At 53.6% G+C, this 24,914-nt stretch carries 15 protein-coding genes; 7 read left to right on the forward strand and 8 right to left on the reverse strand.

The annotated features are described in order from the left end of the window. Positions 1-10: 10 nt before the first annotated feature. Both QA596_03545 and QA596_03550 read left to right on the forward strand, forming a co-directional pair. Positions 11-2,476, forward strand: coding sequence for a glycosyltransferase (locus tag QA596_03545; protein MDG5766529.1), 2,466 nt, complete (start codon positions 11-13; stop codon positions 2,474-2,476). Continuing rightward, a complete protein-coding gene (locus tag QA596_03550) occupies positions 2,473-3,516 on the forward strand; it encodes a glycosyltransferase (protein ID MDG5766530.1) in 1,044 nt (347 codons plus the stop codon). Before QA596_03545 ends, QA596_03550 begins: the two co-directional genes overlap by 4 nt. Before the next feature lie 176 nt (positions 3,517-3,692). On the opposite strand, the gene QA596_03555 is transcribed toward QA596_03550, so the two are convergent. Continuing rightward, positions 3,693-4,088 carry a hypothetical protein gene (locus QA596_03555; GenBank protein MDG5766531.1) on the reverse strand — a complete coding sequence of 132 codons (396 nt, stop codon included), beginning with the start codon at positions 4,086-4,088 and terminating at the stop codon, positions 3,693-3,695. Between the two features lie 173 nt (positions 4,089-4,261). Here QA596_03555 and QA596_03560 point away from each other — a divergent pair, with 173 nt between their 5' ends. After that, a complete protein-coding gene (locus QA596_03560) occupies positions 4,262-6,808 on the forward strand; it encodes a cation:proton antiporter (protein MDG5766532.1) in 2,547 nt (848 codons plus the stop codon). A 25-nt stretch (positions 6,809-6,833) separates the two neighbouring features. Here QA596_03560 and folD read toward each other — a convergent pair whose 3' ends face one another. Both folD and QA596_03570 read right to left on the reverse strand, forming a co-directional pair. Further along, positions 6,834-7,733 carry a bifunctional methylenetetrahydrofolate dehydrogenase/methenyltetrahydrofolate cyclohydrolase FolD gene (folD, locus tag QA596_03565; protein MDG5766533.1) on the reverse strand — a complete coding sequence of 300 codons (900 nt, stop codon included), beginning with the start codon at positions 7,731-7,733 and terminating at the stop codon, positions 6,834-6,836. A 102-nt stretch (positions 7,734-7,835) separates the two neighbouring features. Then, positions 7,836-8,306, reverse strand: coding sequence for a PTS sugar transporter subunit IIA (locus tag QA596_03570; GenBank protein ID MDG5766534.1), 471 nt, complete (start codon positions 8,304-8,306; stop codon positions 7,836-7,838). Positions 8,307-8,722: 416 nt separating this feature from the next. Between QA596_03570 and QA596_03575 the strand changes: the two genes are divergently transcribed. From QA596_03575 to QA596_03590, 4 genes are all read left to right on the forward strand, one after another. Beyond that, the gene (locus QA596_03575; GenBank protein ID MDG5766535.1) at positions 8,723-9,391 is read left to right on the forward strand and encodes a heme exporter protein CcmB; all 669 of its coding nucleotides are present in this window, start codon (positions 8,723-8,725) and stop codon (positions 9,389-9,391) included. A 51-nt stretch (positions 9,392-9,442) separates the two neighbouring features. After that, entirely contained in the window at positions 9,443-10,651 is a 1,209-nt protein-coding gene (locus QA596_03580; protein ID MDG5766536.1) for a DNA polymerase III subunit delta' C-terminal domain-containing protein, read from the forward strand. A gap of 130 nt (positions 10,652-10,781) precedes the next feature. Further along, complete coding sequence (dapF, locus tag QA596_03585) at positions 10,782-11,642, forward strand: diaminopimelate epimerase (GenBank protein ID MDG5766537.1); 861 nt, start codon at positions 10,782-10,784, stop codon at positions 11,640-11,642. Then, positions 11,599-12,933 (forward strand): DUF5103 domain-containing protein, encoded by a 1,335-nt coding sequence (locus QA596_03590; GenBank protein ID MDG5766538.1) that lies wholly within the window; start codon positions 11,599-11,601, stop codon positions 12,931-12,933. The genes dapF and QA596_03590 overlap by 44 nt, the downstream gene beginning before the upstream one ends. A 10-nt stretch (positions 12,934-12,943) precedes the next feature. Here QA596_03590 and QA596_03595 read toward each other — a convergent pair whose 3' ends face one another. The 5 genes from QA596_03595 to QA596_03615 all read right to left on the reverse strand — a co-directional run bounded on the left by QA596_03595 (position 12,944) and on the right by QA596_03615 (position 24,863). After that, entirely contained in the window at positions 12,944-16,228 is a 3,285-nt protein-coding gene (locus QA596_03595; protein MDG5766539.1) for a peptidase MA family metallohydrolase, read from the reverse strand. Between the two features lie 101 nt (positions 16,229-16,329). Continuing rightward, complete coding sequence (gene rnr / locus QA596_03600) at positions 16,330-18,501, reverse strand: ribonuclease R (GenBank protein ID MDG5766540.1); 2,172 nt, start codon at positions 18,499-18,501, stop codon at positions 16,330-16,332. A gap of 18 nt (positions 18,502-18,519) precedes the next feature. After that, entirely contained in the window at positions 18,520-23,130 is a 4,611-nt protein-coding gene (locus tag QA596_03605) for a translocation/assembly module TamB domain-containing protein (protein MDG5766541.1), read from the reverse strand. Positions 23,131-23,212: 82 nt separating this feature from the next. Then, the gene (aroB, locus tag QA596_03610) at positions 23,213-24,325 is read right to left on the reverse strand and encodes a 3-dehydroquinate synthase (GenBank protein ID MDG5766542.1); all 1,113 of its coding nucleotides are present in this window, start codon (positions 24,323-24,325) and stop codon (positions 23,213-23,215) included. Further along, positions 24,294-24,863 (reverse strand): shikimate kinase, encoded by a 570-nt coding sequence (locus QA596_03615; protein MDG5766543.1) that lies wholly within the window; start codon positions 24,861-24,863, stop codon positions 24,294-24,296. The genes aroB and QA596_03615 overlap by 32 nt, the downstream gene beginning before the upstream one ends. Positions 24,864-24,914: the final 51 nt, after the last annotated feature.

Here is a 24,914-nt window from a genome sequence, read left to right on the forward strand (position 1 = left end):
AACAACCTGGATGAAAGGAGTCCCGGAACACATAACCGTTGTTCACAGCTTTCCAGTTTGGCTTCCACAAACCCAAACCTGGCTTTACAACCAGGTCCGGTCACTTCCGGAGAACGTAACTTCACACATCGTCTGCAAGTCAACCGGCAACCTTGACCAGTTTCACCTGCCCAATATTCACGCTTTGATGGGCGGTTATTCCCGCCTCAGCGACATATCAACACGGGCCTTGCGCCATGTTGATTATCATTTGTACACTGCTTTAAAAATAAACGCTATCCGGCCGCAGATACTTCATTCCCATTTCGGAACCGTTGGCTGGAAAAACGACCGGATGCTGCGCCTGCTGCCGGGGCAAATTCGCCGGAACATAAGACATGTCGTTACCTTCTACGGCCAGGATGTCGTTCACATCCCCAAAACGAAACCCGTCTGGAGAAAACGATACCGCAAGATGTTTCGAAATGTGGATATGGTGCTGTGCGAAGGAACGCATATGGCGATGAAAGTGCGTGAACTTGGATGTCCGGCCGAAATCATCCGGGTGCATCATCTGGGCGTCGATCTGGAAGCCATTCCCTTCAGGCCCCGAAAAAAACGGGAGAACCAGCCCTGCCGAATTCTGATGGCCGCCGCTTTTCGACCCAAAAAAGGCTTTCTCTACGGACTGAGGGCTCTGGAGCGCATCTCTGCCCGGCACGATATTGAAGTCACTCTGGTCGGGGATTCCACGGGAGACAACATCTCTGAGCTGGAGAAGCAGCGCATTGAATCGTTTGTTGCCGCCTCCGGGCTGGCCGGCAAGGTTGCCTATACCGGTTTTCTGTCACAGCATCAGCTCAATAGACTTGCCGCAGACCATCACATATACCTTGCGCCAAGCGTAACGGCAGAAGATGGTGACAGTGAGGGTGGCGCTCCGGTTTCGCTCATTGAAATGGCTGCGTCCGGCATGCCGGTGGTCAGCTCACGCCATTGCGACATCCCCGAAGTGCTTCCGGAAAACGAGTGCGGTCTTCTGGCCGATGAGAGGGATGTGGATGAACTTGAGGCGCATCTCGACCTACTCCTCTCCCACCCCGAAAGCTGGCTGGATCTGACCGTAACGGCCCGGGAGCATCTGGAAAGCCACTACGACGCGAAGAAACAGGGCGAAAGCCTTTCACGAAAGTACTTCAGGTTGCTGATGAAGCGGCCTGCAAAACCGGCTTCCGGGAAACCCCGTATCCTGTTTCTCTCACACAGCGGCGACCTTTATGGTGCGGAGCGTTCCCTGCTTTCGCTGGTTTCGGATCTGCAAAGAAAAAAGGATTATGGCATCATGGTTTTTGTACCCCGGGAAGGGCCGCTGACCAAAGCCCTGCAGGGAGCCCGGGTCCCATACCGGGTTGTTCCCATGGTACGATGGACCGGTAACAGAATGCGAAGCATCATGCGGTATGCAAGAGGCTTCAAAAGAAGATGGTACCGCTCCAGGCTTCTCGAGGAGGCCACAGATTTTCGGCCCGACATTATCTATACCAATACTCTTGCCATTGATGCCGGTGCTTTTCTGAAAACGCGGCTCGGCAATCATCCACCTCATATCTGGCACGCCAGGGAACTGGCCGGACATCCGGATTTCGGTTTTTTTGATTCCGGCACAAAAAAGGCCCTGTCTGCTGTAGCCCGATCCACCGATCTGCTGGTATGCAACTCCCGCTATCTCAGGAAATACCTCGAGATGCTTTTTGCAGATCAGGGGATCCGCCCTCCTCCCGCTGAAGTTGTCCATAATGGCTTCAGTTTCCCGAATTCACGGCCCATTTCCCGAAAATCCGGGAAGGAAAATACATTCAGGATTGTCATGGCCGGAAGTATTTCTCCGCTCAAGAATTACGCCGAGGGTATTCGGGCGGTTCGGCTGCTCGCCGATGAGGGAATCCCTGTATCACTGGATATTTATGGAGACGGAAACAAAAAAGATAATCGAACGCTGAATAGCGTCATACAGAGTCTTGGGGGGGAGTCTTATGTGGCCCTGAAGGGGTATCGCAGCGACCTGAAGCCCGTTTTCTCAAACGCGGACCTGCTTCTTGTAACTTCCAGGCTGGAATCGTTCGGGCGTGTGGCTGTTGAAGCGATGGGCCACGGCTGTCCTGTTGTCTCAACTGGTTCCGGCGGACTCCCGGAGATTGTTAAGAACCGGGAAACCGGACTGCTCTACTCATCGGGCAATGAGGCTGAGCTGGCAAACGCAATCAGGGAACTGTACCGGGATCCCGAACTTCGTAACACACTGACCGATAACGCATTCGAATTTGTTAAAACCCACTTTTCGATGAGCCGCTACATTTCCGACATGCATCGATTGATCCGGACGCTGACTCCCGAAGAAATGCCACCCGCAGATACCGAACCCCCGGCATCCGGTTCCGACAAATCCATAACGCTGACCCAGGCGATGCGCTATACAGAAAACGGATTTGACCGATGACTTCCTCTTCCTCCGACTCCCTCCGACCAACCCCCAGAGTTGCTATTCTGTTATCGGTACACAACGGAGAAAAATTCCTTGAAGAGCTGCTTTATAGCATTGAACAGCAAAGCTATAGGTTCTGGGATCTGTGGATCAGGGATGATGGATCCGGCGACAGCTCCCTCGCCCTGGCCGACTCCTTCCGGAAACGTCTCCGGGACGGTGGAAGTCCCAACAGAGTAATGATTGATTCCGGAAATAACCTTGGGGTCGTCGGGAGCTTTCTGGACCTGGCGGCATCTGCAGGTGACCGGTACGACGCATATGCATTTTGTGATCAGGACGATATCTGGCTTCCGGACAAGCTTGAACGGGCGGTTGACCACTATATAGCGTATCTGGATGAGTCGCGGGCCAGCGCAACCCCGAAACCATGGCTGTATCACAGCCGACAGTTTCTTGTCGGCCAGGATGGTAAAAAACGCGGTATGAGTCCAATTCCCCGTCATATGGGGCTGGAAAATGCTATTGTCCAGAATCAGGTTGTCGGATGCACAATGGTGATCGATTCCCGACTGCGACACCTGCTGCTTGAGAGCTCCAAAGCGGTTTGCCGGCACGACGAAGCAGCGAACTCCGTTTCAACGGCCGGCCCTGTAATCATGCATGACTGGTGGTGCTATCTGCTGGCTTCCTGCCATGGAGTCATTTGCTATGATGAAACGCCGACACTGTTATTCCGGCGTCACGAATCCAGTACAACGCCGGTCTCAACCTCACAAATAGGTGAGTTATGGAACAGATCTGCCGCATTGGGCAGGCGGGGATACCGCCTTCACCATATTCTGGAGCAGGCGGACGCGTTTTACCGGTACTTTGTCCGACACGATAGCTATCCACTGGACCCGCCATCATCCCGCATTCTGCAATCCTTCACTCGTCTGCGGAACGCAGGTTTTGGAGATCGCCTCAAGTTCGCCGTCAGCTCTCCCCACAGGCGAGATTCGCTGCCTGAGACATGGCTGCTCCGGTTCCTGGTGCTGATCAACCGGTTGTGACGTCCCGATGCAATCAGCCTTTTCGGAATGCCTGAACCCGGGTACAGCATTCTTTCCAGCTTTTCAAACACAGGGACTGCCCTAGCCATCCGGTGACGGCCATCCAATGACGAGCCTGCGGTACGGTTATTCAAAAAACTTTCCGGTCTTTTGACACACCGGAAGCCGCACTCATTTTAAGCAAGGGAACAAGAGAGAGACTCGACAGCAGTCTCCTCAGAGCACAACCCTTCGCGATATGCCCTGATCCAGTACGAGACTCGTTTCCTGCGATTCAGCACTCCGGGTTCACACGTAGAATACAAGCCGAGAAGCTCGTCCCGGTAGGCATTCAAATCCGCACGAATCAACTCTTTCAGCCCGTCAGGGAGTCCCTGCCATCCAAAAAGCTCAAACACATCAGCCTGTTCTGTCTGAAGCCCGAAAATGAGTTTGAGACGCTTCGTATTACCCGGGCCATTCAGCTCCAGCCCCTTCTCATCTTCGGGCATTGCCTGCCGAACCGGAACACTGTTCGCATGTTCCATTCCCGGTATGGTTTTCATCTGGTCTAATGTAATTGCTGTATTCATGATTCACTCTGGTGTTAGTGATTGATTCTTGTTTCCTCTTTCAATTACAAGATAATCCCGGGGAGTGACAAGATACTGTCACCCCTAAAATTACTTTTTATTTTTTTTTCACAGGGTGGTAGAATCTCCGGTAAATCCTATCTTTACTGCGTCACAGCACACTCTTTTCCGATATGAACTTTCTGGATACACTTACTTTGCCATTCAGTGACCCGGTTTTGATATTCGCACTGGTAATGGCCATTATACTCATCGTGCCGCTGGTCGCTGCCAAGCTCAGGGTCCCTTCCATTGTCGGCCTGATCATTGCCGGGGCTCTGGTCGGTCAGGGAGCGCTCGGCCTGCTGGAACGTGACAACACCATCATATTGCTGGGGACGGTGGGGCTGCTCTACCTCATGTTTCTTGCCGGTATCTCCATCGATCTGGATAAATTCAGCAAATACCGTGTCAGCAGCCTCTCTTTCGGAGTCATCTCTTTTGGATTGCCTATGGCCGGAAGCCTGCTGCTCGCCCCTCCGCTGCTTGGCTACTCCTGGGAAAGCACACTGCTGCTCGGATCCGTTGTGGGGTCTCATACCCTGCTGGCGTATCCGATTGCAAACCGGCTTGGCATCGGGAAGAATACCGCCGTAACACTCAGTCTCGGCGCAACGATAGTGACCGACGCCCTGTCGCTGACCATTCTGGCCATCGTTGCGGCTACGGTGCACGGTGAGATCAATTTGGAGTTCTGGCTGACGTTTGTCGGGTTTGTCGGGCTGTACCTCCTTATTGCCTCCCTTGGACTTCCCCGGTTGGGGCGCTGGTTTTTCCGCACCATCCGCGACCAGACCAACATCGAATACGTTTTTCTGCTTACCATTCTGTTTGTCTCCGCCTATGTCGCTCAGCTGGTTGGATTGGCCGCCATCATCGGGGCATTTATCGCGGGTCTGACCATGAACCGGCTGGTCCCGGAAAACAGCACCCTGATGAGCCGCCTGCAGTTTGTCGGCAATGTGCTCTTTATCCCGTTTTTTCTCATATCCGTTGGGATGCTAGTGGATTTCCGGTTTTTGGTCTCCCTGGATGTCTGGCTTGTGGCACTGCTTTTCTTCGGCCTGGTAGCGGTTGGAAAGCTGTTCGCCGCCAAACTGGCGCAGTGGTATTACGGTTTTTCAGGTGATGAAGGCTGGGTGATGTTCGGCCTGACCAGTCCGCAGGCCGCCGCAACCCTTGCGGTAACCCTGATCGGTTTTGATATTGGCCTGTTCGATGAACTGGCCGTCAACGCGGTGGTGCTACTGATTCTTTCCACCTGTTTCGTCGGTCCGTATGCGGTTGACCTGTTCGGCCGCCGTGTGGTTCTTCAGGATGAGAAAGCCTCGCTCCAGGCTTCCGATGCGCCGGAACGGATTCTGATCCCGCTCTCCAACCCCGAGACTTCCGAGTCCCTGATGGATATCGCCATGATGATCCGCGGATCAAAAAGCACCGAGCCTCTTTTCCCGCTCACTGTGGCCAGGGAGTCGCGTCATGTCGAAGCCTCGGTAGCTTCCAGTGAAAAACTGCTCAGCCATGCGGTTGTGCATGCGGCAGCGGCGGATATCCCTGTAATCCCGGTTACGCGAGTTGACCTCAACATTGCTTCCGGAATCATTCGTGCCACCAAAGAACTCCGTATATCCGATATTGTCATCGGGTGGAACGGAGTTATTACAGCCCGGCAGCGGATTTTCGGGTCTGTGCTGGACCAGCTCCTGGAAGAATCCGACGAGACCATCCTTGTCTCCAAGATAGATCAGCCGATCAACATCACCCAGCGGGTGTTGCTGGCCGTACCGCCCATGGCCCAGTATGAATCCGGGTTCGGCAACAGCTTCATGACCATAAAGAAGCTTATCAACCAACTGGGAGCCAGACTGGTGGTTCTGGCAACCGACAGCAACCTGAGCCTGCTCAAGCCTTTTATCGAGAAGCAGGAGCCCACGCTGACCGCCGAGTATATCACTGTCCGGAACTGGAGCTCCATCCCCATCATCTTTAAAGAGAAGTTCAAAGCCGAAGACCTGCTGGTCCTGTTCAGCTCGCGCCGGGGATCTATTGCCTGGCAGCCTTCGTTTGAGCGGTTCCCCAGGCAAATTATTCGCAGCATAAACCCGGATAACCTGATTATTGTCTACCCCGCCGAAGTGGAGGATCACCAGAAGCCGACCGCTGTCCTGCGGTTTGATGAATCTCCGCTTCTACCCGATATCTCGGCCAATCAAATCTACATTGCTGATGAGAAGGAGTCCGGCCACGAGTCCGCTATTGAAGGGCTTGTCACCGCTCTGTTCCCGGATCGGGCGGATGTGGCTACCGAAGTTATGCAGCAGCTTAAATCGGTGGACCCGGACAACCTGCCCGGCGACCTCCCCGGTGTGATGCTCAACCATCTCAGTAGCCACTATGTCAATCAGCCTCAGCTCCTTCTGGCCATAAATAGCTCCGGCTTTCGCGTGAAAAAATTCGGAGAGCCGGTCAAGGTGATGTTCATCCTGCTGAGCCCCACACATATGAGCCTGCAGCGGAACCTGCTGATCATGAACCGGCTCGGGCGCCTTATCGGCAGCCCGGACATCAAGAACCGGCTGGCCGCATGCAAGAATATCGACGAGATCAAAAAGGTGCTATCGGCCAAACTAACCATTATGCCGGCCGACGGAAATCAGGCCGGGGCGATTTCCGAGAAATGATCGATGCCAAAACCGGCAGCTGCTATCAATAGTCGTGCTGCGGGTAGATGGATTTTTTCGCAGCCAGCAGGGTGTTTTTCATCAGCATGGCGACGGTCATCGGCCCGACACCACCCGGAACCGGTGTGATCAGGCTCGCTTTTTGAGCGACACTCTCAAAATCACAATCTCCAACCAGCCGGTACCCCTTCTCCGAACCGGCATCGGAAACCCGGTTGATGCCCACATCAATAACCACCACTCCTTCCTTGACCATCTGCCCGGTAATAAGTCCGGGGGAACCCACAGCGACGATGAGGATATCCGCCTGAATGATGTGTTGCGTAAGATCGCGCGTATATTTATGGCAGAGCGTGGTAGTAGCCTTGCCGCTGTTGTTTTCGCGGGAGAGCATGATGGCCATGGGCGATCCGACGATATTGCTGGCCCCTACCACGACAGCGTGCCTGCCCTTGGTCATGACACTGTAGTAACGGAACAGCTCAAGTATGCCTGCGGGTGTGCATGACCGGAATGTGGGCTGACCCACAGCCAGGCGGCCGACATTCATGGGGTGAAAACCGTCCACATCCTTGCGGTAGTCGATGGTTTCAATAATCCGGGAAGAGTGCAGGTGTCCTGGAAGCGGAAGCTGCAGCAGTATGCCGTCGATGGCATTATCCCGGTTGTAATCCCCGATGGCTTCTTTCAGCTCCCGGACCGACATGGTATCGGGAAAGTTTACCGTCTCCGATTCGATTCCCACCTCTTTGCAGGCCCTGGTTTTAGCTCCCACATATGTACGTGAAGCGGGATCATCTCCGATCATGATTGCCTGCAGCTTCGGCGGACGGTTTCCGCGTTTCACCCATTCCTGAACATCCTCCTTCACCTGTTGCCGGATTATCCCGGCGACCTTTGTACCGTCAATAATATTTCTGTTCATGAAGCCGGCGATCCTTCATTTTTATTAAGAGATATCCGAGGTTATTAAGTATCGTCCTTTTGCCGCCCTTAATAGCAGGCTTTCGCGGGATGTCTTGCTCTGTTAAACGCGGACGAAGTGCTGCTCCTCCGAGCGAAACAGCTCGATTATGGTTTCGGCATCGTCGCTGCCAAGCAGTTTTTCACGAAAAGCCGTACTGTTAAGCAGGCGCGAAATACGGCTGAGCATTTTTATGTGTATGCTGTTCTGCGATTCAGGTCCCACCAGCAAAAAGAGAATGTGAACAGGCTGACTGTCGATGGCATCATAGTCGATTGGATCCCTCAACTTCGCGAAAGCGGCGTACGTGGTGTCGATCTGCGATGACTTTCCGTGGGGAATCGCCAGCCCTTTGCCCACTCCGGTCGACATGATATTTTCGCGTTCCATTACCGCTTTTCGCACCGACGAAAGGGTATTCTCATCCAACCGGGATGACAAGGATTCAACCAGTTTGTCAATGGCCTCGATTTTTGAAGAGACGGCCAAATCCGGCATTACATTCGTATTGTCAAGGAGATCGCTGATTTTCATGTTTCAAATACTTGATTCAAGACGACTTGTGAGGCTTGCATCCTGGGTGTTAGAAAACGGAGTTTCCGGACTTCTTCGTAATATCGCGGCGACAGCAGGCCTGCACAGCTGCCATTTTTGTACTATTAGCACGTGCTTGTTTACAATGATCCGGGCATATCCTGAAATATACTGATCGTTCTACTTTCTTCACAAAAGATATTGGCACTCTTTGTATTTACCTTATGATGCCGTCCGTTTAATTGAAGACGCTCACTGGAAAAAAAACACATTCCACCGTACCTTGAAGATTGTACAGACCTGTTCATGGCCTCAGCTAACGCAAGCGCCGCCTTGCAGGCATCATGAGCTCCTTCTCAACAGGCCTTTCGCGGTTACACCCGACCAACCAGAATCCGTTCGCTTTCGCATAATCTATGTCATTTCTGCATCAATCATTCGCTGTTTTTCTGAAGGATTTCCGTCAGGAATGGCGCTCGCGCTTCGGACTGAGTACGGTTCTGGCATTTATCGTATCATCGCTGTTTGTCGTTCTGTTTTCTCTGCGAGCCGATCAGCTGGCGACCTCCGTTCAAAGCGGGCTGCTCTGGATCATCATCCTGTTCGCTTCCCTGACAGCCCTGGCCAGGGTATTCGTCTCGGAGAGCGAACGCGGGACACTTGACCTGCTCCGTATGAATGCCCCTTCTTCTGCAGTGTATGCGGGAAAGCTCGTATACAACTTTCTTTTTACCCTGATCATCACCGTGGTTACGGTAACCCTTTTTGTGTTTATGGTGAATCTCACCGTCGCCAACCCAGGCCTGATGGCACTTGTTCTGATACTCGGAGCTTCCGGACTTGCCGGCGCAACCACCCTGCTGGGCGCTCTGGTATCCCAGGCTCCCAGTAAGGGATCCGTATTTCCCGTTCTGGCTCTCCCGCTTCTGGTCCCGTTGATTCTGTTACTGGTAAGGCTCACACATACGGCACTCGCCCAAACCGGCGACATGGCCCCCTGGAACGATCTTGCCGCCCTGCTGGGCTTTTCCGGTGTTACCATTTCAGCATCGCTGGTACTTTTCGACAATCTTTGGGAGGACTGAGGCCGTTACAATACCTCTAACCGAACTCATCCACCATGTAATGATAATTCAATGACCCATCCATCCCCTTCAGAATCCGGCCTGCTTGGAGAGCGGCGACTCATAGGTCAGCACAGCATTCGTTCCAAAATGCTCCGCATGGTCTCGGATGACCGGTTAAGCCACGCCTATCTGCTCACCGGCCAGCCAGGAACCGGAAAGAAACCCCTGGCACTCGCTTTTGCGGAAGCGGTTAACGGCGTTGAAAACCTTGGAACACCTCCTTCCGGAGAGCGGTCGGCAAGGCGCTCCTGGTATTTCCACCCGGATATTCACGTGTTCCTGCCGCTGCCGGGCAACGTCTCTACCGATGAGTTGCGGGCACGGCTCGAACTTCTGGCCGCCGATCCCTACGAAATCGTGGACTTTTCCACGAGGCCGGCACTGACCGGTCAGGATTCCGGGAAAAACCGCCAGGCGTTTTACTCGAAAGAGTACTTCAACACGCATGTGCGACGGGCCGCCAGTCTGAAACCGGGCGAAGGCCGCCGCAATATCATCATCATATCCAATGTTGAGAAAATGCGCACCGATGTGGTGAACTCCTTTCTCAAACTGCTCGAAGAGCCGGGAAAAAATGTGATGTTCATCCTCACCACCGACAACGTCAATTCCCTGCTCCCGACCGTCATTTCCCGGTGTCAGCTGCTGCCCTGCCAGCCGCTCGCCACAGAGGAGGTTTTTGAGGCGCTGCGAACCTATGACGGTCTGCCCGAAGACCAGGCCCGTTTCCTAGCCAGGATCTCCGGCGGAAACTACAGTTTCACCCGATTTTACGACCTGGAAACGCTGCAGCAAAATCGCGAGGACATCATTCGCTATCTGCGGCTCTCATACACGGTGGATGTGGGTGGAATTCTCGAAATGAGCCAGAAATGGCATGCCGAGTACAACAAGGAGGGGCAGCTTGCGATCATCAGCATGATTGAAACCTTTTTGAGGGATATTGCCCTGTACTCCGCCGGTGTGGATGAATCCATGATTACCAACAGCGACCGTATTGAGGTCATTCGAAACTTCTGCAACACCCTTCGGGATGCCCGGATTGAAGCAATGATCCGAACCCTGGAGGAAGCACGCACCCTGCTGGCCCAAAATGTGCAGGCGAGGCTGCTCTTCACCGTTATCGCCAACCGGTTTGCCGCCTGGATGAGGGGGCTCGAGGCACCCGTTCCCTCCGATGAACCCTGGAAGCATATGCCGGCATATGCAGAGCAGTGATCCATCGCCGGACGCGAAGCTACTCCGGACAAGAATGGCGGATTAGGGTCATGAAGATTAAAAGATACTGGCTGTTTATAAGATACGTTTCTAATGTGGTTACAATTCTAGTTACGAACCAAATCCCGACATGGAATTCCCATTTGTAAAAATGCACGGCGCCGGAAATGATTTTGTTGTAGTAGACGGCAGGTCCGGCGAATATCCCTTTGAGGAGATCAGAAAGATCACCCCCCATCTGTGCAACCGGCGTACCGGTATCGGGGCTGACGGCCTCCTCATGCTCGGTGCCTCCGCGAAGCAGGATTACGCCATGCATTATCTGAATGCAGACGGCTCGCCGGCCGGCATGTGCGGTAACGGTGCCCGTTGCCTGGCATTGTTTGCTTTCATGCAGGGCCTTGAAAGAAAACTGACGTTTGAGGTGGGTGAGACCGTTTATCGCGCGGTCGTCCACAAACAGTACGTCTCCATCCACTTTCCCGTTCACCCGGAACCGGAAGAGCTCACCATCGACGACAATCTTTGGCTCAATATCAACACCGGTACAGAACATGTGGTATCGATTGATGACCGTTACGCAACGGCATCCGACGAGACCTTTCGCCAGATCGGCCGGCGTATCCGAAACCGAAGCGACCTGTTTCCCTCCGGCACCAATGTCAATTTCGCCCATGTCATTGATGAAAACCGGCTCAGCCTGACCACCTACGAGCGCGGTGTTGAAGACCTGACCCTTGCCTGCGGCACCGGAGCCATTGCCACCGCTATCGGATGGCATTACCGCAAGGTGCACCTGGGAGATCCAGGCGACCCGGCGGGATGTACGGAAGGCCACAGGGAACACTACATCCAGGTGGATTGCCCCGGCGGACCGCTTGAAGTATCCTTCGACACCTACTGTGAGAAAAACGACGATATCTGCAACTACACAAAAATCGCATTGCATGGCCCTGCTGTTGCCGTTTATGAAGGACGATTTCCGGCTTGATTTTCGATTGATCCGCTATCCGGTTTTGATTCTGTCTTTTGCGCTGATTCACGGCTGTGGTATTGAGAGCACCCGCCAGTATACTGCCCCACCGGCCGAAGAGATGCTGGAGAACTCGCCGATGGTCAAAGGTCAGGTCGCGCCACCCGAGCATATCCGAAGCATACAGCTCTATCGCAATGATCAAAAAGCCTCCATACCTGCATTCAAGCTGGGTGGAGATGACCGCATTACGCTGCGGTTTGATGAACTGGGCTCCTCTCCCCGGCTGTTCCGGGTGAGGGTCAGGCACAGGAACTCCGACTGGTCCGACAGCCGGCTGGCGCCCGGCTTTTTCCTATCAGGCCATCGGGAGGATTTGATTTCACGAGGGCAGCCCGCCAATGTGCAGCGGCCCGATTATGTCCATTACACCTATCGGTTCCCGAATGACGAGATGCAGTTGACCATGAGCGGCAACTATTTGCTCCAGGTATTGGACTACGAAACCTCCCAAATTGTTTTTTCCATGCCCTTTTTTGTCTACGAAGAGGAAGGCGATATACAGATTGATCTGGAGCGGGTCTTCGGCATGAATGCGAGGTACCGGCTACATCACCAGCCGTTTTCCCGTTACCGCTACCCCTCCTCCGTGATCTCTCCGTTTTCGGATCTGAGTACCTGGTATGTGCAAAACCGGTTTTGGGGTCGGGCGAGAAAAGCGGATGTGCAGGATATCTCGGAAGCCGGGGTGTACGCAACCCATTTGTCACGTCCTCAATCCTTTATCGGGGTATACGAATTTCGACCCCTGAATCTGAGACGTTACGATGATCCCCGGCCCGGTGTTATCGACATCCGTTCGGAAACCACTCCTCCGCAGGTCACTCTGCGGCGGGATGTGGTTAATCTGGATGTGACCCCGGCCACCAGGGCTCCTGCGATACACGGTCGGCCGCGAGACGACCGGAACGCGCGTTATGTGGATGTGCGATTTGAGCTGGAAATTCCGGAGCGTGAGGCCACAGATCTGCCGATCTACATCTACGGACCGTTCAACAACTGGATGATCAGCGATCAAAATCGTATGGAGTACCGGGCTTCCACCAATTCCTACACCGGCCGGGCGATCATCAAGGAAGGTGAATACGACTACAAATATGCCGTTGTGGAAGACCGGCGCATTGATGATCTGCGGCTTGATGACATGTTTGCATCCACACGGCAGGAGTACACGGTCCTGGTTTATTTCCGGGATCCTGTCTTGCAGGCCGAACGGCTCATGAACATGAATAGCAGTTTTTCCTACTGAAACATACGCCTTAGAAGTCGAGCCCGATGCTGAAGTAGTGAACGCGTCTTCCAAAGCCCTCTCCGTCTTCCAGATCGTACGGCCAGGCGATATCATACCGGAAAGGCAGTCCCAGCAGCACGGTTCGCAATCCAAAACCGGCTCCTCCAAGCAGCCCGTCTCGGGTGCTACCGTCCCAGACGGCGCCGGCGTCAATGAAAGCCGCACCCTGGATGTTGTAGAGCGGGAGGATGGGGATGGGACCCGGCAGCATTGCAGCGATAAGCGGGAATCGGAACTCGGCATTGAACAGGGTGAATCGGTTTCCTATCGCCGAGTTAAAGTAGTGGCCTCGCATGGGCAAAGCCGGTAGCGTCAGGAACAGATCTTCCAGGCGATCCGATTGCAGGGAAGCTTCCGCCCAACGGAAGTTGATCCAGTTCTGGATACCACCCATGTAGAAGTTTTGGGAATCGGGTCCGAATGAGGCGGCGCCCGACCCGCGGAAAGCAAACACATAGTTTGCGCCAAGATGAAAATAGCGCCGGTAGTCACCCAGTACCGACACAAAACCGATCATATTGGAGGTGATCGGCGGACTGGCATTCATGCTCAGGGCGTACCTCGACCCGGAGCGCGGTGACAGAAAACCGGGCAACGTCAGATCACGCGTAAACGTGACCTCAGGATTGATGAAAAACGTGTCGTCGGATTCCGATATCCCGCGGTAAACCAGGCTCAGGTCCCTGGAGATATTGTTGAAGCTCACTCCGTAGTCGATTCTGGTAAACTTGTTGAGCGGGTATTGGAAATGGAGTCCGGCCCCGTAATAACGGAATCGAACCTGTTCAATATCGAGCCTTCCGGTAGCCGGGTCTCCGACGAGTATCCGGAAATTGCGCGCCGTATGGAAATAGCGGACCATATAGTTGGTCCGGTTCGCAAAATAGCCGTAGCTCACCTGATAGTCGCTGTTGCGCAGGTCGAACTGAAGATTGGTTACCAGGGTTATCCGGTGGTCGCCCAGCAGGTCGGAAAACTGAAAAGCCGCCATGGCATAGGTTCCGTAATAGGTCCCGACAGAACCCTGTCCATAGGTAATATCCGGTGAAAAAGTGAGCCGGTATCTACGCGGGATGAACCGGCCGTCCTCGGTGCGGGTTTCAAACTGCCGCTCGGCTTCTTCCGTATGGCGAGTGCGGATCAGGTCATCCACATCATCACCAAACACATAATTTCTGAAGTCGATGACACCTTCATCCCGCTCCTCTTCCTCTTCCTCTTCTTCCCGCCGCTGTTCTTCCTGCATCTGCCGCTGCCGCTCCTGCTCCTCGCGAATCATTTCTGCGATGGAAGAGGTCTGCTGCGCGATCAGTGAGACATCTATACGTTCCAGGTCGTCGGGAAACATGGAGAAGGCGAGTCCGAGTGCAGGCACCCGCTGGTCACTGCTCTCGCTGAGCCTGCGCTCCGCCCAGTGATTGTTTCTGAGCGGCTGGGTTTTTCGACGTTCGAAGGGGTCCGAAAGGGTAAAAACGTGTACAAACCCGCGGTTGTAGGAGTTAATCGCAAGCAACCTGCCGTCTGCGCTTATGGACATCTGCATGACCCCGGTGATCAGATCTGTCAGCGGATAGCTTGTGCGGGAATCCAGATCCATCTCATAGACATTGGGGATACCGTTCTGGTCGGAGATATAGATGAGGCGCCCGTCTCTCGTCATGATCGGCCGGTATTCGTTCCAGTTGGGCGTACTGGTAAGGCGTGTTGCCTGGCTGGAGCCAAGACGAAGCATGTAAATATCGCTTTGTCCCAGGTTGGGGTTCAGCAGTACATTCGATTGGGTTCTGAAGGTATTGACTCGCGTATAGGGTCCGCGGTCGGAGGCGAACAAAATCGCCTGGGAATCGGCTGTCCAGGAGGGGTCCCAGTCACTGAAAACGTCATCGGTACCGCTGATGAAATCGTCATTCTCAAGATCATAAATATAGATATTGGTAAACGGGCCACGGTTTCCCTGAAATGCGATTTTGGTGCCGTCCGGTGACCATGACACCGAACCGATGGCATCCAGTTCGGGAAACAGGATTTTTTGAACATTACCGGTGCGATACTCCACGATGGCCAGGTCGACCGATCCCCCGGAACGTGTCGAAAGCGTGATGTACCGGCCGTCGGGCGACCAGGAGAGATTGGGCCTGAGAATATTCAGCTCTTCAAAATCCACATTGTCTTCGCCTTTGATCAGCGTTTTGACTCTGCTGCCATCCCGTGCATTCAGCACCACCACATCAAAAAAACCACGCGCATTGGTGATAATCGCCACCCGTTCTCCGTCCGGGGAAACTGCCGGACTGGTATTGTATGCCCTGCGGAAGTCGCCGGTCGTAAGCAGGCGGCCTATGTCTCGTAAATCTTCCCTGACCTCAACTTCCGGGAAGTATCGGCGTCGGTGCCAATCCTGAAACCGCTCATTCAGCTCCGACATATCCAACCCGAGCGAACTGCGCAATCCTCCGGGTACGCTGCGAGTCTGCCTCACCCCTTGCAGAATTTCCCCGATTTTCTCCCGTCCGTACTCTTCCACGATAAAGTTCCAGAATGCCTGGCCTCCGCGATAGGCCATAAAGCCTCTCATTTGCACAATCGGGGGCAGGTTGTTGTTGATAACCGCATCCCGGATGTACATGTCGGTATCGGTATCCCAACCCTGTGACACATATTCGGCAAGCCCCTCTTCAAACCAGAGCGGGATATTGAGCTGAATATTGTTCTGGATGATGGACTGGATGGTTCCGCCGTAAAACATGTCATTGAATACGGCATGAACCAGTTCGTGGTGCAGGACCTGACGGTAATCACCATAATGTCCCATGAAGGGAATGGTGATCCGGTTCTTGATTTTGTCGGTCACCCCGCCGATTCCCTGGGCATCCACCGGCAGCGGTACCACGTTGGTTTGGGTAAAATCGGTATGGGAATCGTAGATGATGACCGCGATCCGGTCGTTCAACTCGTGGCGAAAATCGTTTCTGAGCTGCGTATACGATGCCTCAAGCGCTTTGGCCGTAAATTCTGCCAGGTAGTAGTTTTTTGAGTCGTAGTAGTACACATCGAAGTGCTCCGACTGGATAAAGCGCCAGTCAAATTGTGAATACTGGACCCGGTTTTTGCCGAATCCGAAGTACTGGGCATTGAGGTCGGAGGTGACCGTCAGGGTAGCCAGCAGCATAATCATAAGGATCCAGCCCGATCGTTTCCGTGCCTGTGTGCTGCCAAGGCCGGCCGATAACCGTACTTTGTTGAGTTTCATCATGACCCGATACATCATATCGTAATTACACATTATTCACGGTGCCATTATATGGCGCATGTCTGTCTGTTTTACTGCCTCCGGCGCTTTTCGCCATCTGCCCGTCAGGCCGGAACAAAATCTATTTGGCGCTGTTCGATGTCCGTCCGGACCACCCGGGCCTTGATGGCATCACCAAGGCGGAAGATCCTGCCTTTGTTACGTCCTCTGAGTTGATGCCTGCTTTGATCATAAACATAGTAATCGTCATCAAGTTCCCGCACAGCGATCATCCCTTCACAAAAGCTTTCATTCAATACAACAAACAAGCCTTTTTCGGTAACCCCGCTGATCACGCCTTCAAATTCGTCACCGATGTGACCCGACATGAATTCCACCTGTTTCAGTTTGATGGAATCCCGCTCCGCGACAACTGCGTCCTTTTCTTTCTGGCTGCAGTGATCGCCCAGGCCGAGCAGCTCCTGAAAACCGTATCCCGGAATTCCTGCCGCATACTGCTTGAGCAAACGGTGAACGATTAAATCCGGATAACGTCGAATAGGGCTGGTAAAGTGTGTGTATTCCTTAAACCCGAGTCCGTAGTGGCCGATATTTTTCGGGCTGTAAACAGCCTTTGCCATGGAGCGAAGGATGAGCTCGTGGATGGCGTATTTGAGGCTGGTCTGATTGGCTTGTTCGATCAGGCGATTAAGCTGTCCGGAGGTCACCTTGCCGTCTTTCACGGAAAACTCTATCCCCAGGGGCCTTACGTTTTCAACGATATTTTTGAGTTTTTCCGGGTCCGGGCGATCATGGATGCGATAGAGGAACGGATGGTTGTTCTTACCGAAGCGATCGTCCCGGTCCTGCTCCGCCTTCTCCTTGCCGCCCTTCTTCTTTTTGGAGCGGATATACCTGATATGCATCGCCACGGTTTTGTTGGCCAGCAGCATGCACTCCTCCACCAACCGGTGAGCCAGAAGCCGGTCCTTGACAAACACGCCGAGCGGCTTGCCGTTTTCATCCAGCCGGAAGCGGGGTTCCGGCGTATCAAGATCAATCGAACCCTGCCGAAACCGTTTTTCAGTAAGCATGGACGTCATTTTGGCAAGCGTTTGGATAGCCTGCTGATGCGGCCCCTTCCTGCCGTCAATAATCTCCTGAACCTCTTCGTAGGTAAACCTCCGGGATGAGTTGATGACCGTCTCTTCGATGGTGTAGTTGACTACGTTTCCGTCCGGTGTAACCTCCATAAAACAGCTGAAGGCCAGTTTGTCCTCATTCGGGCGCAAACTACACACGCCGTTGCTCAGACTTTCGGGAAGCATGGGAATGACCCGGTCAACCAGATAGACACTGGTAGCGCGTTCCCGCGCTTCATCATCCAGAACATTCCCTTGCTGGACGTAGTAACTCACATCGGCGATATGCACTCCCAGATAGTAGTTTCCGGAATCGAGCACATCGATACTCAGCGCGTCATCAAAATCTTTGGCATCATGAGGATCGATGGTAAACACTTCCAGCGACCTGATGTCCTTGCGCCGTTTGTATTCCCTGTCCGGTATGGCGGTGGCCACATTGTCCGCGAACGACTCCACAGCCGGCGGAAACGCGGCTTGAAGCTCATTTTCGGCCAGAATGGAGAGTATGGCAGCATCGTTGGTTCCTTTTCTGCCGAGGATTTCAAGCACTTCGGCTTCGGGAAGCGACCGGGGGTGGATCCAGTCGACCAGCCGGAAGGTCACTTTGTCGTTGGTTTTGGCACCATGGGCATGGTCCGGGTGCACGAAAAACTCTGTCCCCGCCGACTTTTCATCCGGTTCAATCAGCCAGGCGTTTTTCGCATGCTCCCGGAATGTGCCGACAAAGAACTTTTTGCCTCTTTCCAGCACTTCGACAACCTTGCCTTCGGTCCGGTCGCTGCGCGATTTATTGAGGATGGAAACCTTAACCAGGTCTTTGTTCAGGGCCGTATGGGTGAATTTGGAAGGAATACGGATATCGTCCTCCCGCCCCTCTACCCGGACATACCCGCTGCCGTGCCGGGTCATGGAAAAAATACCTTCAACGGTATTGCCGCCGCGCTTGTCGTCACTCAGTTTGACTTTTCCTTTTTTCTCGGTAATCAGGTTTCGTTTCTGCAGTCTTTCAATGGCCTTCTGAAACCGCTGTGCTCCTTTATTTCTGGGAAGCTTGAACGCCCCCATCAGCGCAACGGTGGGCATCCATGTATCGGGATGCCTTTCAAGCATTTCAAGTATAAGGTCTTCCAGGTGAATTTTCTTTTTTTTCATCTCGTGATATTTGGTGATTTACTCTTCATCTTCATCGTCATCTCTGTCCAGCAGACCGAAGACGGTTGTTACGTTGCGCCACATTCTCTGTCCGAACTCCTTCCAGGAGTTGAACCGGAACTGTGCTTCCAGTCCCACGCCATTCACGTTCTCCACTTCTGCCTGGGTTCCCAGAATGGACATGAGCATCGGGTCCTTCCGGTGGAACACCTCGACCGAGAGGTTGGGGTTGATCCGGTAGGTTGCGCCCAGGTCGCCGATATTGGTCTCTTCGCCGCCAACTTCGCCTTCCCTGCGGAGCACCAGCCGATCGTCAAACAGGCGAAGCGCAATTCCAAGATCGGCCTGGTCAAATCCGAAGAGATTCAAATCCACATCCAGATTCACCAGGTTGTCGCTCAACAGTGCATTGATCTGTGAGGAAAGCAGCTGGCTGATGCCGACCTGTCCGGCACGGGCCTGGAGTGTGCTGCCGAACTCCTGGGTCTGGGTGTCGCCAACCAGGGCTCCGGAAATAAAGCTTCCGGTAAACAGCAGGCTGGTGGCCTGGATCAGTTTTTGCTCTTCGCTGTTCAAAACGTTCAGTACTGCGGCATTTTGTGTGGCATCGATGGCATTCGGAAACTCAAAATAGAAATCGTTCGCTATATTGTCGATGGGACCGGTAATTTCCAGCAGCAATTCCACCGGAATTCGGTTGATCTGTTCTGTCGCATCACCTCCGACCAGCGGCGCGATGTTGGGCCGGGCCCGATAGACGGCGGTAATGTTCAAAAGGGCATTGGCCGGATCCCCCTCCCAGCGAATACTCCCCCCCTCGCGCAGAGTGAACCGGCGAGTAAGGATATCTCCACCAACAAACAGGTAGTCTCCGTCGGTGACATCAAAATTCCCGAATATCTGCAGGTTTTCGTCTTCGAGGGTGATACGGACCCTGCCCTCTCCCCTGGCATTGACAATCTCGCCGGTTACAGGATCGAAAATCAGCTGGACGGTCGAATTGGGCGCGGCAACAAACTGCAGATCCATTCGGAACACTTCCATGAAAGTGCGGTCGATCTGGCGCAGCACTTCGGGGTCGGCCAAAACATGACGCCGCAAGTCGACATCATCGAAATCCTTGACAAAGCGGATAAAACGCCCGCGCTCATCGCCTATACCCTGCTCCGAAAGCGGTATGGCCAGCCGGGAGCGGGAGGTGGTGCGAATCGGCTCGGTAGTCCGGACAAAAGGCGAGATATTGGATCCGGTAATCGTGACCACGCCCGTACCGGCAACACTTCCGTAAAACGGCACTTCGGGACCGTCAGAGTTGTTCAGGAACAGAAACTGATCCATCCGGAGCTCCAGGTCCATGAATTTTTCCGCCTGGAAATCATTGAAATCGTATCTGCCAGTGAGGATTCCTGTCCCACCGTTCCTGTCGCTCCCGGTGATACGGTGGATTTCAACCCCATCTTCCCTGTTTACCGATACGGTTCCGTTAAGCACGTATTCTGTCTCAAAAAACACCGGTTCGACAACGACGTCTTCCACTTCAAATTCACCGTCGAAATAGATGTAGTCGTAATTCCCGGATATAAACCCGGTTCCATGGCCGGGCCCTTCAATGGATTCAAATACGCTGTCCATGATGTAGGTAAGCACCCAGGAGTCAATCTGCCGCGCATCGACATCGAAGTAATAGAGCGTATCTGCACTTTGAGCTGCATCGGGAGGCTTGAACCATCCCCTTGCTGATATGTCCTGTCCTCTCTGGTTGTTGCTCTCAAGATATCCTGAATACGTTTCAGGATGGGTGTAGACTCTCAGATCCGTATCGAAGCGGTTCAGCCCTGCGTTGTATTCGCTTCGCAAAGTGATGTCGCCGATTACACGGCCGTCAAACAGCAGACCGCTGGCATCCAGGTCTCCGTGCAGCACCGGATTTTGAAAAAGGCTGCGGGTCACCAGATCGGCATTGAGAGTTCCTTCAAAGGAAACCCTGCCGTCAATCATGCGCGATATCCGATCGAGATTGACATCGGCAAAATGATACGCCACCGAATCATCTTCCTGGTTGCTGAAAACTCCGTTGACGAAAATCTGATCCGTTCCACTTACAAGATGAAAACCCTCGACGTGCAGGCGGCCTTCTTTTTCGTATTTGAGCCGCGGTGTATTCTCTGCATTCCAGAGGTACCGCCTGTTGCCGACAACCAGCCGGTCGATGGATGCCTGCAAGTCCTTTTCGGCAAGGCGCGCCGTCACGTCCGCCTCCAGTAGTACTTCATTGGCAAAATTTGCAATTCGGCTGCTACTTGATAGTGAATCGTCCGAGATATCAATCGCCCAGGAAAGCGTGTCCAAACGGTGATGCTGGTAGCTGAGATGATCGGCACTCATATCCATCACAATGGTCTGACGCTCCCGCAGCCTTTTGCTGTGCCGGAAGCCGGCCCTCAGATCCAGTGCCGATCCGGTTATGGAAATATCCTTCCAGGCCGTTCGGGGATCACGCCATTGCGCAGACAGGTCAAACCGTTCTCTGTCAGCAAGCAGATGCACATCAAGCTGAGCCCGCGACTCAAGAGTGTTTTCTCCGGTCAGGTAGGCTTTGAGCAGCTCCAGGTCCTTGACCTCCAGGACAATTTCCAGATCCAGGCGTCCGAATTCACCGTTGTCCGGCATCAGATTCGGGGCCGCAGTCAGGGTATCCGTTTCGGCAAACAGGTATTCTTCCTCCACTCTGTGGGCAAAGAAGCCCCCCCAGTGCTCATAGAGGGGATACAATGAAGATATGGCAACCTGGCCCTCAACAAAAAGATCAAGAATACTGCTTGTCAGGCGGAGTGACCGCCTGCTCTCTTCGGGATGGTTAAGATCAAGATAGAGCTGATGCGCATTGAGTTCATTTCCGTTAATCGCAGACGGCATCACATCCACAACAATACGTCCGTGCCAGGAATCCGGGCTCAGTCCGTGCCAGTTGATATCGTACTCCATCTCCAGTTCGGTTTGCGGCAGCTTCCCGTTCTGAAAAACCTTTTGAAGATCGATGTCGGACGACTGGCCGGAAATGACAAATGCGGGGTCTGTCCCGGAAAAGTCGACGGATCCCTGACCGTCCAGACGGCTGCTCTCCCTGATGTAGACAAATTCATGTTCCAGCAACCGGTTGGCTAGTTCTCCTTTATATTGAAGCTCCGGCACATGGAACGTATCGATGTAGGAGTCTTCCAGCAGCAGCTCCAGATTCATCCCGAAATCATCGGAAATCAGGCTTTCGAACGTCAGTGTGGCATCGAGGTTAAGCCGGGTGGATACCGGAACGCCTCTGAAAAGCTGCCTTGCATCGATCCTTTCGCCCTGAACCGTCAATTCGGAGGAAAAGGATGCGTCGAGTCCGATGTTTCCCTGTGTAGTGAGGAGGCCTGACGGCAGTGCCCATTCAAGTTCCAGGTCCAGGGCATTCGCGGTGCCCTGCATCCATCCTGTGCCGCCAACCGATGCCATTTCGTCCGATAGTACATCCCCGAAACCGGGAACCAGCAACTGCAGCGTAGCTTTATCAAAGTCAAATGACTGGAGATCCAGGGAATAGGTCAGGGTGGATCGCTGCAGGTAGTTTTGCAGCATTGCGTCAAATGACACCGTGTTGCTCCCGCTGCTGATACTGACATCAGACAGGCTCAGCTGATCACGATGACCCGAAGCTTCCAGAGCAAGTTCAATTCCATCAAAAGCGCTAAGCCGGTCAATGTCCACAAGGCTGAGCAGTCCGGGTGAGAGCCATGCATCCTGAAGAACGACCTGGTAATAGGATTCCCTGAACTGAGATCCGAGGCCACCGGCATAGAAATCAATCCCGGTGAACTCACTGTTCCAGTCCAGATGTGAATCTCCCAGGCGCATCTGCATCGCATTCATCTCGAAATAGTGGCTGTCGTTGTAGATTTGTCCGGACAGCGAAAAATCGAGGTCATCAAACTCCCTGAGCTGAAGCGTCAGATAGGTGATATCCAGATAACGCTGCTCCATGGTGAGCTCCACGAACAGCTCGGTGTTGATGTCGCCAAGGGTAACGGATTCCGCAGGCATATCGAATCCGGGAAGCTCGGGCGGGTCCACAAAATGAAGGGTTCCCTCGCGAACCTGGACAAACGGAGCGAAAATATCGATGGCCTCGATGGAGGAGCCACCGGTATCGTAGGTACCGGACTGGCGCTCCTTGCGTACCTGAAATGCTTTTTTGATCGTCAGGTCACCGGCCTCACCCGACCGTCTCAGGTAAATATTGGGCCGGTCCAGGGCAATGTCGTTGATGGTGATGTGGTTCCTCAGCAGGCCGATCAGATCGACACTGATGCGCAGGGATTCGAATTCGGCAACCGTTTCCTCTTCATATTCAAGAGTAACCGACTTCAGTTCCAGATGCAGCGGCAGGACTCCTCCTATCTGACCGATGGCAAGTTCTCCTTCATACGTTTCATTGAACCAGTTTTCAAAGCGAACGGTCAGGTAATCCTTGACGGGGTCTGTCTGCAGGGCCAGAAACAGGACTCCTGCAAATAGCAGCAGTGTCGCCAGTACCACCAGCACGCTGCTCCAGAAAATCCGCCAGACAATATATAGGAAGCGATAAATCAACGATGGGTTTCCGCTATGGTTATGTCGGTTATGTTGCGAAGTAACGGTATTGTGAAATTACGAGAAACCAGCTCCTAATTCGTCATGGTGCCTCCAGAACACGAAATACATGTTCCCAGGCTTCATAAAGAATGGCAGGATCCTCAATGCGTTCCAGTTTGGGTCTGCCCGGTTCTTCAAGCAGAACCAGCTGGATTGAGCTGTCCCTGTTTTTCTTGTCATGGTGCATCAGGGCGACAAGCTTGTCTATCTGGCTTTCAAATCGGTTCAGTTTAAGGTTGTACCAGGTTCTGAGGGATAGCAGCGGCTCGTTGTCAACCCGGCCACCCCGAGTGCCGGATACATATAACGCCGCAATCATACCTGCATATACGGCTTCTCCATGATTAATATTGCGATAGCCGTCCAGGGTTTCAAGCGCATGGGCAAAGGTATGGCCGAAATTCAGCCAGGCCCTTTTTCCCGCTTCCCTGGCATCCTCCTGAACGATTCCGGATTTGATCATCACCGAACTGTGAACCACCTCCCACAGCAGCTGCGGTTCCCTGGTTGCGGGATTCGCAAGAGCGGCTCCCTGCTCAAGGAGTTTGCTGTCGCGGATATATCCGTACTTCAGCACCTCGCTGATGCCGCAAAGCCATTCCCGCTCGGGGAGAGTATCCAGAAACTCCGTGTCGAAAAGGACCGCTTCGGGATGATAGAAGGCCCCGATGGTGTTTTTTCCAAAGTCATGGTTGATGCCCGTTTTCCCGCCGACAGCACTGTCGACCATGGCGAGCAGTGTAGTCGGGACCTGATACAGAGGCAAGCCTCGCAGCAGGGAAGCTGCAGCAAACCCGGCCAGGTCGCCGGTCACCCCGCCGCCAACAGCCACAAGCGGCGTATTTCTTCTCACCTGTCCGGATAAGGCAAAATCAATGATGCCCTTCCAGGAAGCAATGCTCTTGGATCCCTCTCCGGGTGGAAGCTCGAAATACCGGCATATGCCTGGAGGAAAAGCCGACTCCACACGAGCGCGATGAGCGGCCAGTACATTCCGGTCGACGACAACGATCGGACCGGCGTCCACACCGTTCGGATCACTCGTTTCGGCCAGGGCCGGCAGTGCCTTCTGCCGGAGCTCCTGCAGCGGCTGAAACAGGAAAAAGCGGCACTCTGTTTCGTCAGCTGTTTTCAGCGATGGCAGCTGGTGCATATTTTCTCAATAGCGTTAACGTTTCATTGGCTGTTTGGGATACGGGCCAGTTTCCCCGGACGGTGACCGCAACATCCGCCGTTTCATATGCGGGTTCCCGCTCGCTGAGCAGAGTACGGATTCTGATACGCAGTTCAGGGTCGTCCAGTAATCGGCCGTTCCCGTCACGCAAAAGGGGGCGGCGGGTATCCCTTTTGAGACGTTCCAGCAATATATCTTCCGGCACCTTCAGATAGACCATTATTGCCCGTTCCTGAATCAATTTTCGGGATGGTTCAAGCTGCAGGGCGCCCCCACCCAGGGAGAGCACAAGCCGGTCCAGCACGAGCATCTGTTGCAGCGTTTCATGTTCAAGCTGCCGGAAAACGGATTCTCCTTGCGTGCGAAAAATCTCCTGAATCGGCACCCCTTCCCGGTCTTCAATTGCTTGATCCAGGTCACGGAACTTCCAGCCCAGCCTCTTGGCGAGCTTTTTTCCGACCGCACTTTTCCCCGATCCCATGAAACCGGTGAGCACAATAATGGATTTCTGGTTCATGACCACAAAATTACAAAAAAATGATACGCTTTCTCACCGTGAATTGGGGCT

The organism is Balneolales bacterium ANBcel1 (assembly GCA_029688905.1).
GTDB lineage: Bacteria > Bacteroidota > Rhodothermia > Balneolales > Natronogracilivirgulaceae > SLLW01.

What these genes read in the sequence shown, in the direction of transcription:
- folD (MDG5766533.1), bottom strand. Translation starts at nt 7,733, where the DNA reads ATGAACAGAAATATTATTGACGGTACAAAGGTCGCCGGGATAATCCGG.
- rnr (MDG5766540.1), bottom strand. Translation starts at nt 18,501, where the DNA reads ATGAAAAAAAAGAAAATTCACCTGGAAGACCTTATACTTGAAATGCTT.
- QA596_03550 (MDG5766530.1), top strand. Translation starts at nt 2,473, where the DNA reads ATGACTTCCTCTTCCTCCGACTCCCTCCGACCAACCCCCAGAGTTGCT.
- QA596_03575 (MDG5766535.1), top strand. Translation starts at nt 8,723, where the DNA reads ATGTCATTTCTGCATCAATCATTCGCTGTTTTTCTGAAGGATTTCCGT.
- QA596_03615 (MDG5766543.1), bottom strand. Translation starts at nt 24,863, where the DNA reads ATGAACCAGAAATCCATTATTGTGCTCACCGGTTTCATGGGATCGGGG.
- dapF (MDG5766537.1), top strand. Translation starts at nt 10,782, where the DNA reads ATGGAATTCCCATTTGTAAAAATGCACGGCGCCGGAAATGATTTTGTT.
- QA596_03580 (MDG5766536.1), top strand. Translation starts at nt 9,443, where the DNA reads ATGACCCATCCATCCCCTTCAGAATCCGGCCTGCTTGGAGAGCGGCGA.
- QA596_03560 (MDG5766532.1), top strand. Translation starts at nt 4,262, where the DNA reads ATGAACTTTCTGGATACACTTACTTTGCCATTCAGTGACCCGGTTTTG.
- QA596_03570 (MDG5766534.1), bottom strand. Translation starts at nt 8,306, where the DNA reads ATGAAAATCAGCGATCTCCTTGACAATACGAATGTAATGCCGGATTTG.
- QA596_03545 (MDG5766529.1), top strand. Translation starts at nt 11, where the DNA reads ATGAAAGGAGTCCCGGAACACATAACCGTTGTTCACAGCTTTCCAGTT.
- QA596_03555 (MDG5766531.1), bottom strand. Translation starts at nt 4,088, where the DNA reads ATGAATACAGCAATTACATTAGACCAGATGAAAACCATACCGGGAATG.
- QA596_03590 (MDG5766538.1), top strand. Translation starts at nt 11,599, where the DNA reads ATGGCCCTGCTGTTGCCGTTTATGAAGGACGATTTCCGGCTTGATTTT.
- aroB (MDG5766542.1), bottom strand. Translation starts at nt 24,325, where the DNA reads ATGCACCAGCTGCCATCGCTGAAAACAGCTGACGAAACAGAGTGCCGC.
- QA596_03595 (MDG5766539.1), bottom strand. Translation starts at nt 16,228, where the DNA reads ATGATGAAACTCAACAAAGTACGGTTATCGGCCGGCCTTGGCAGCACA.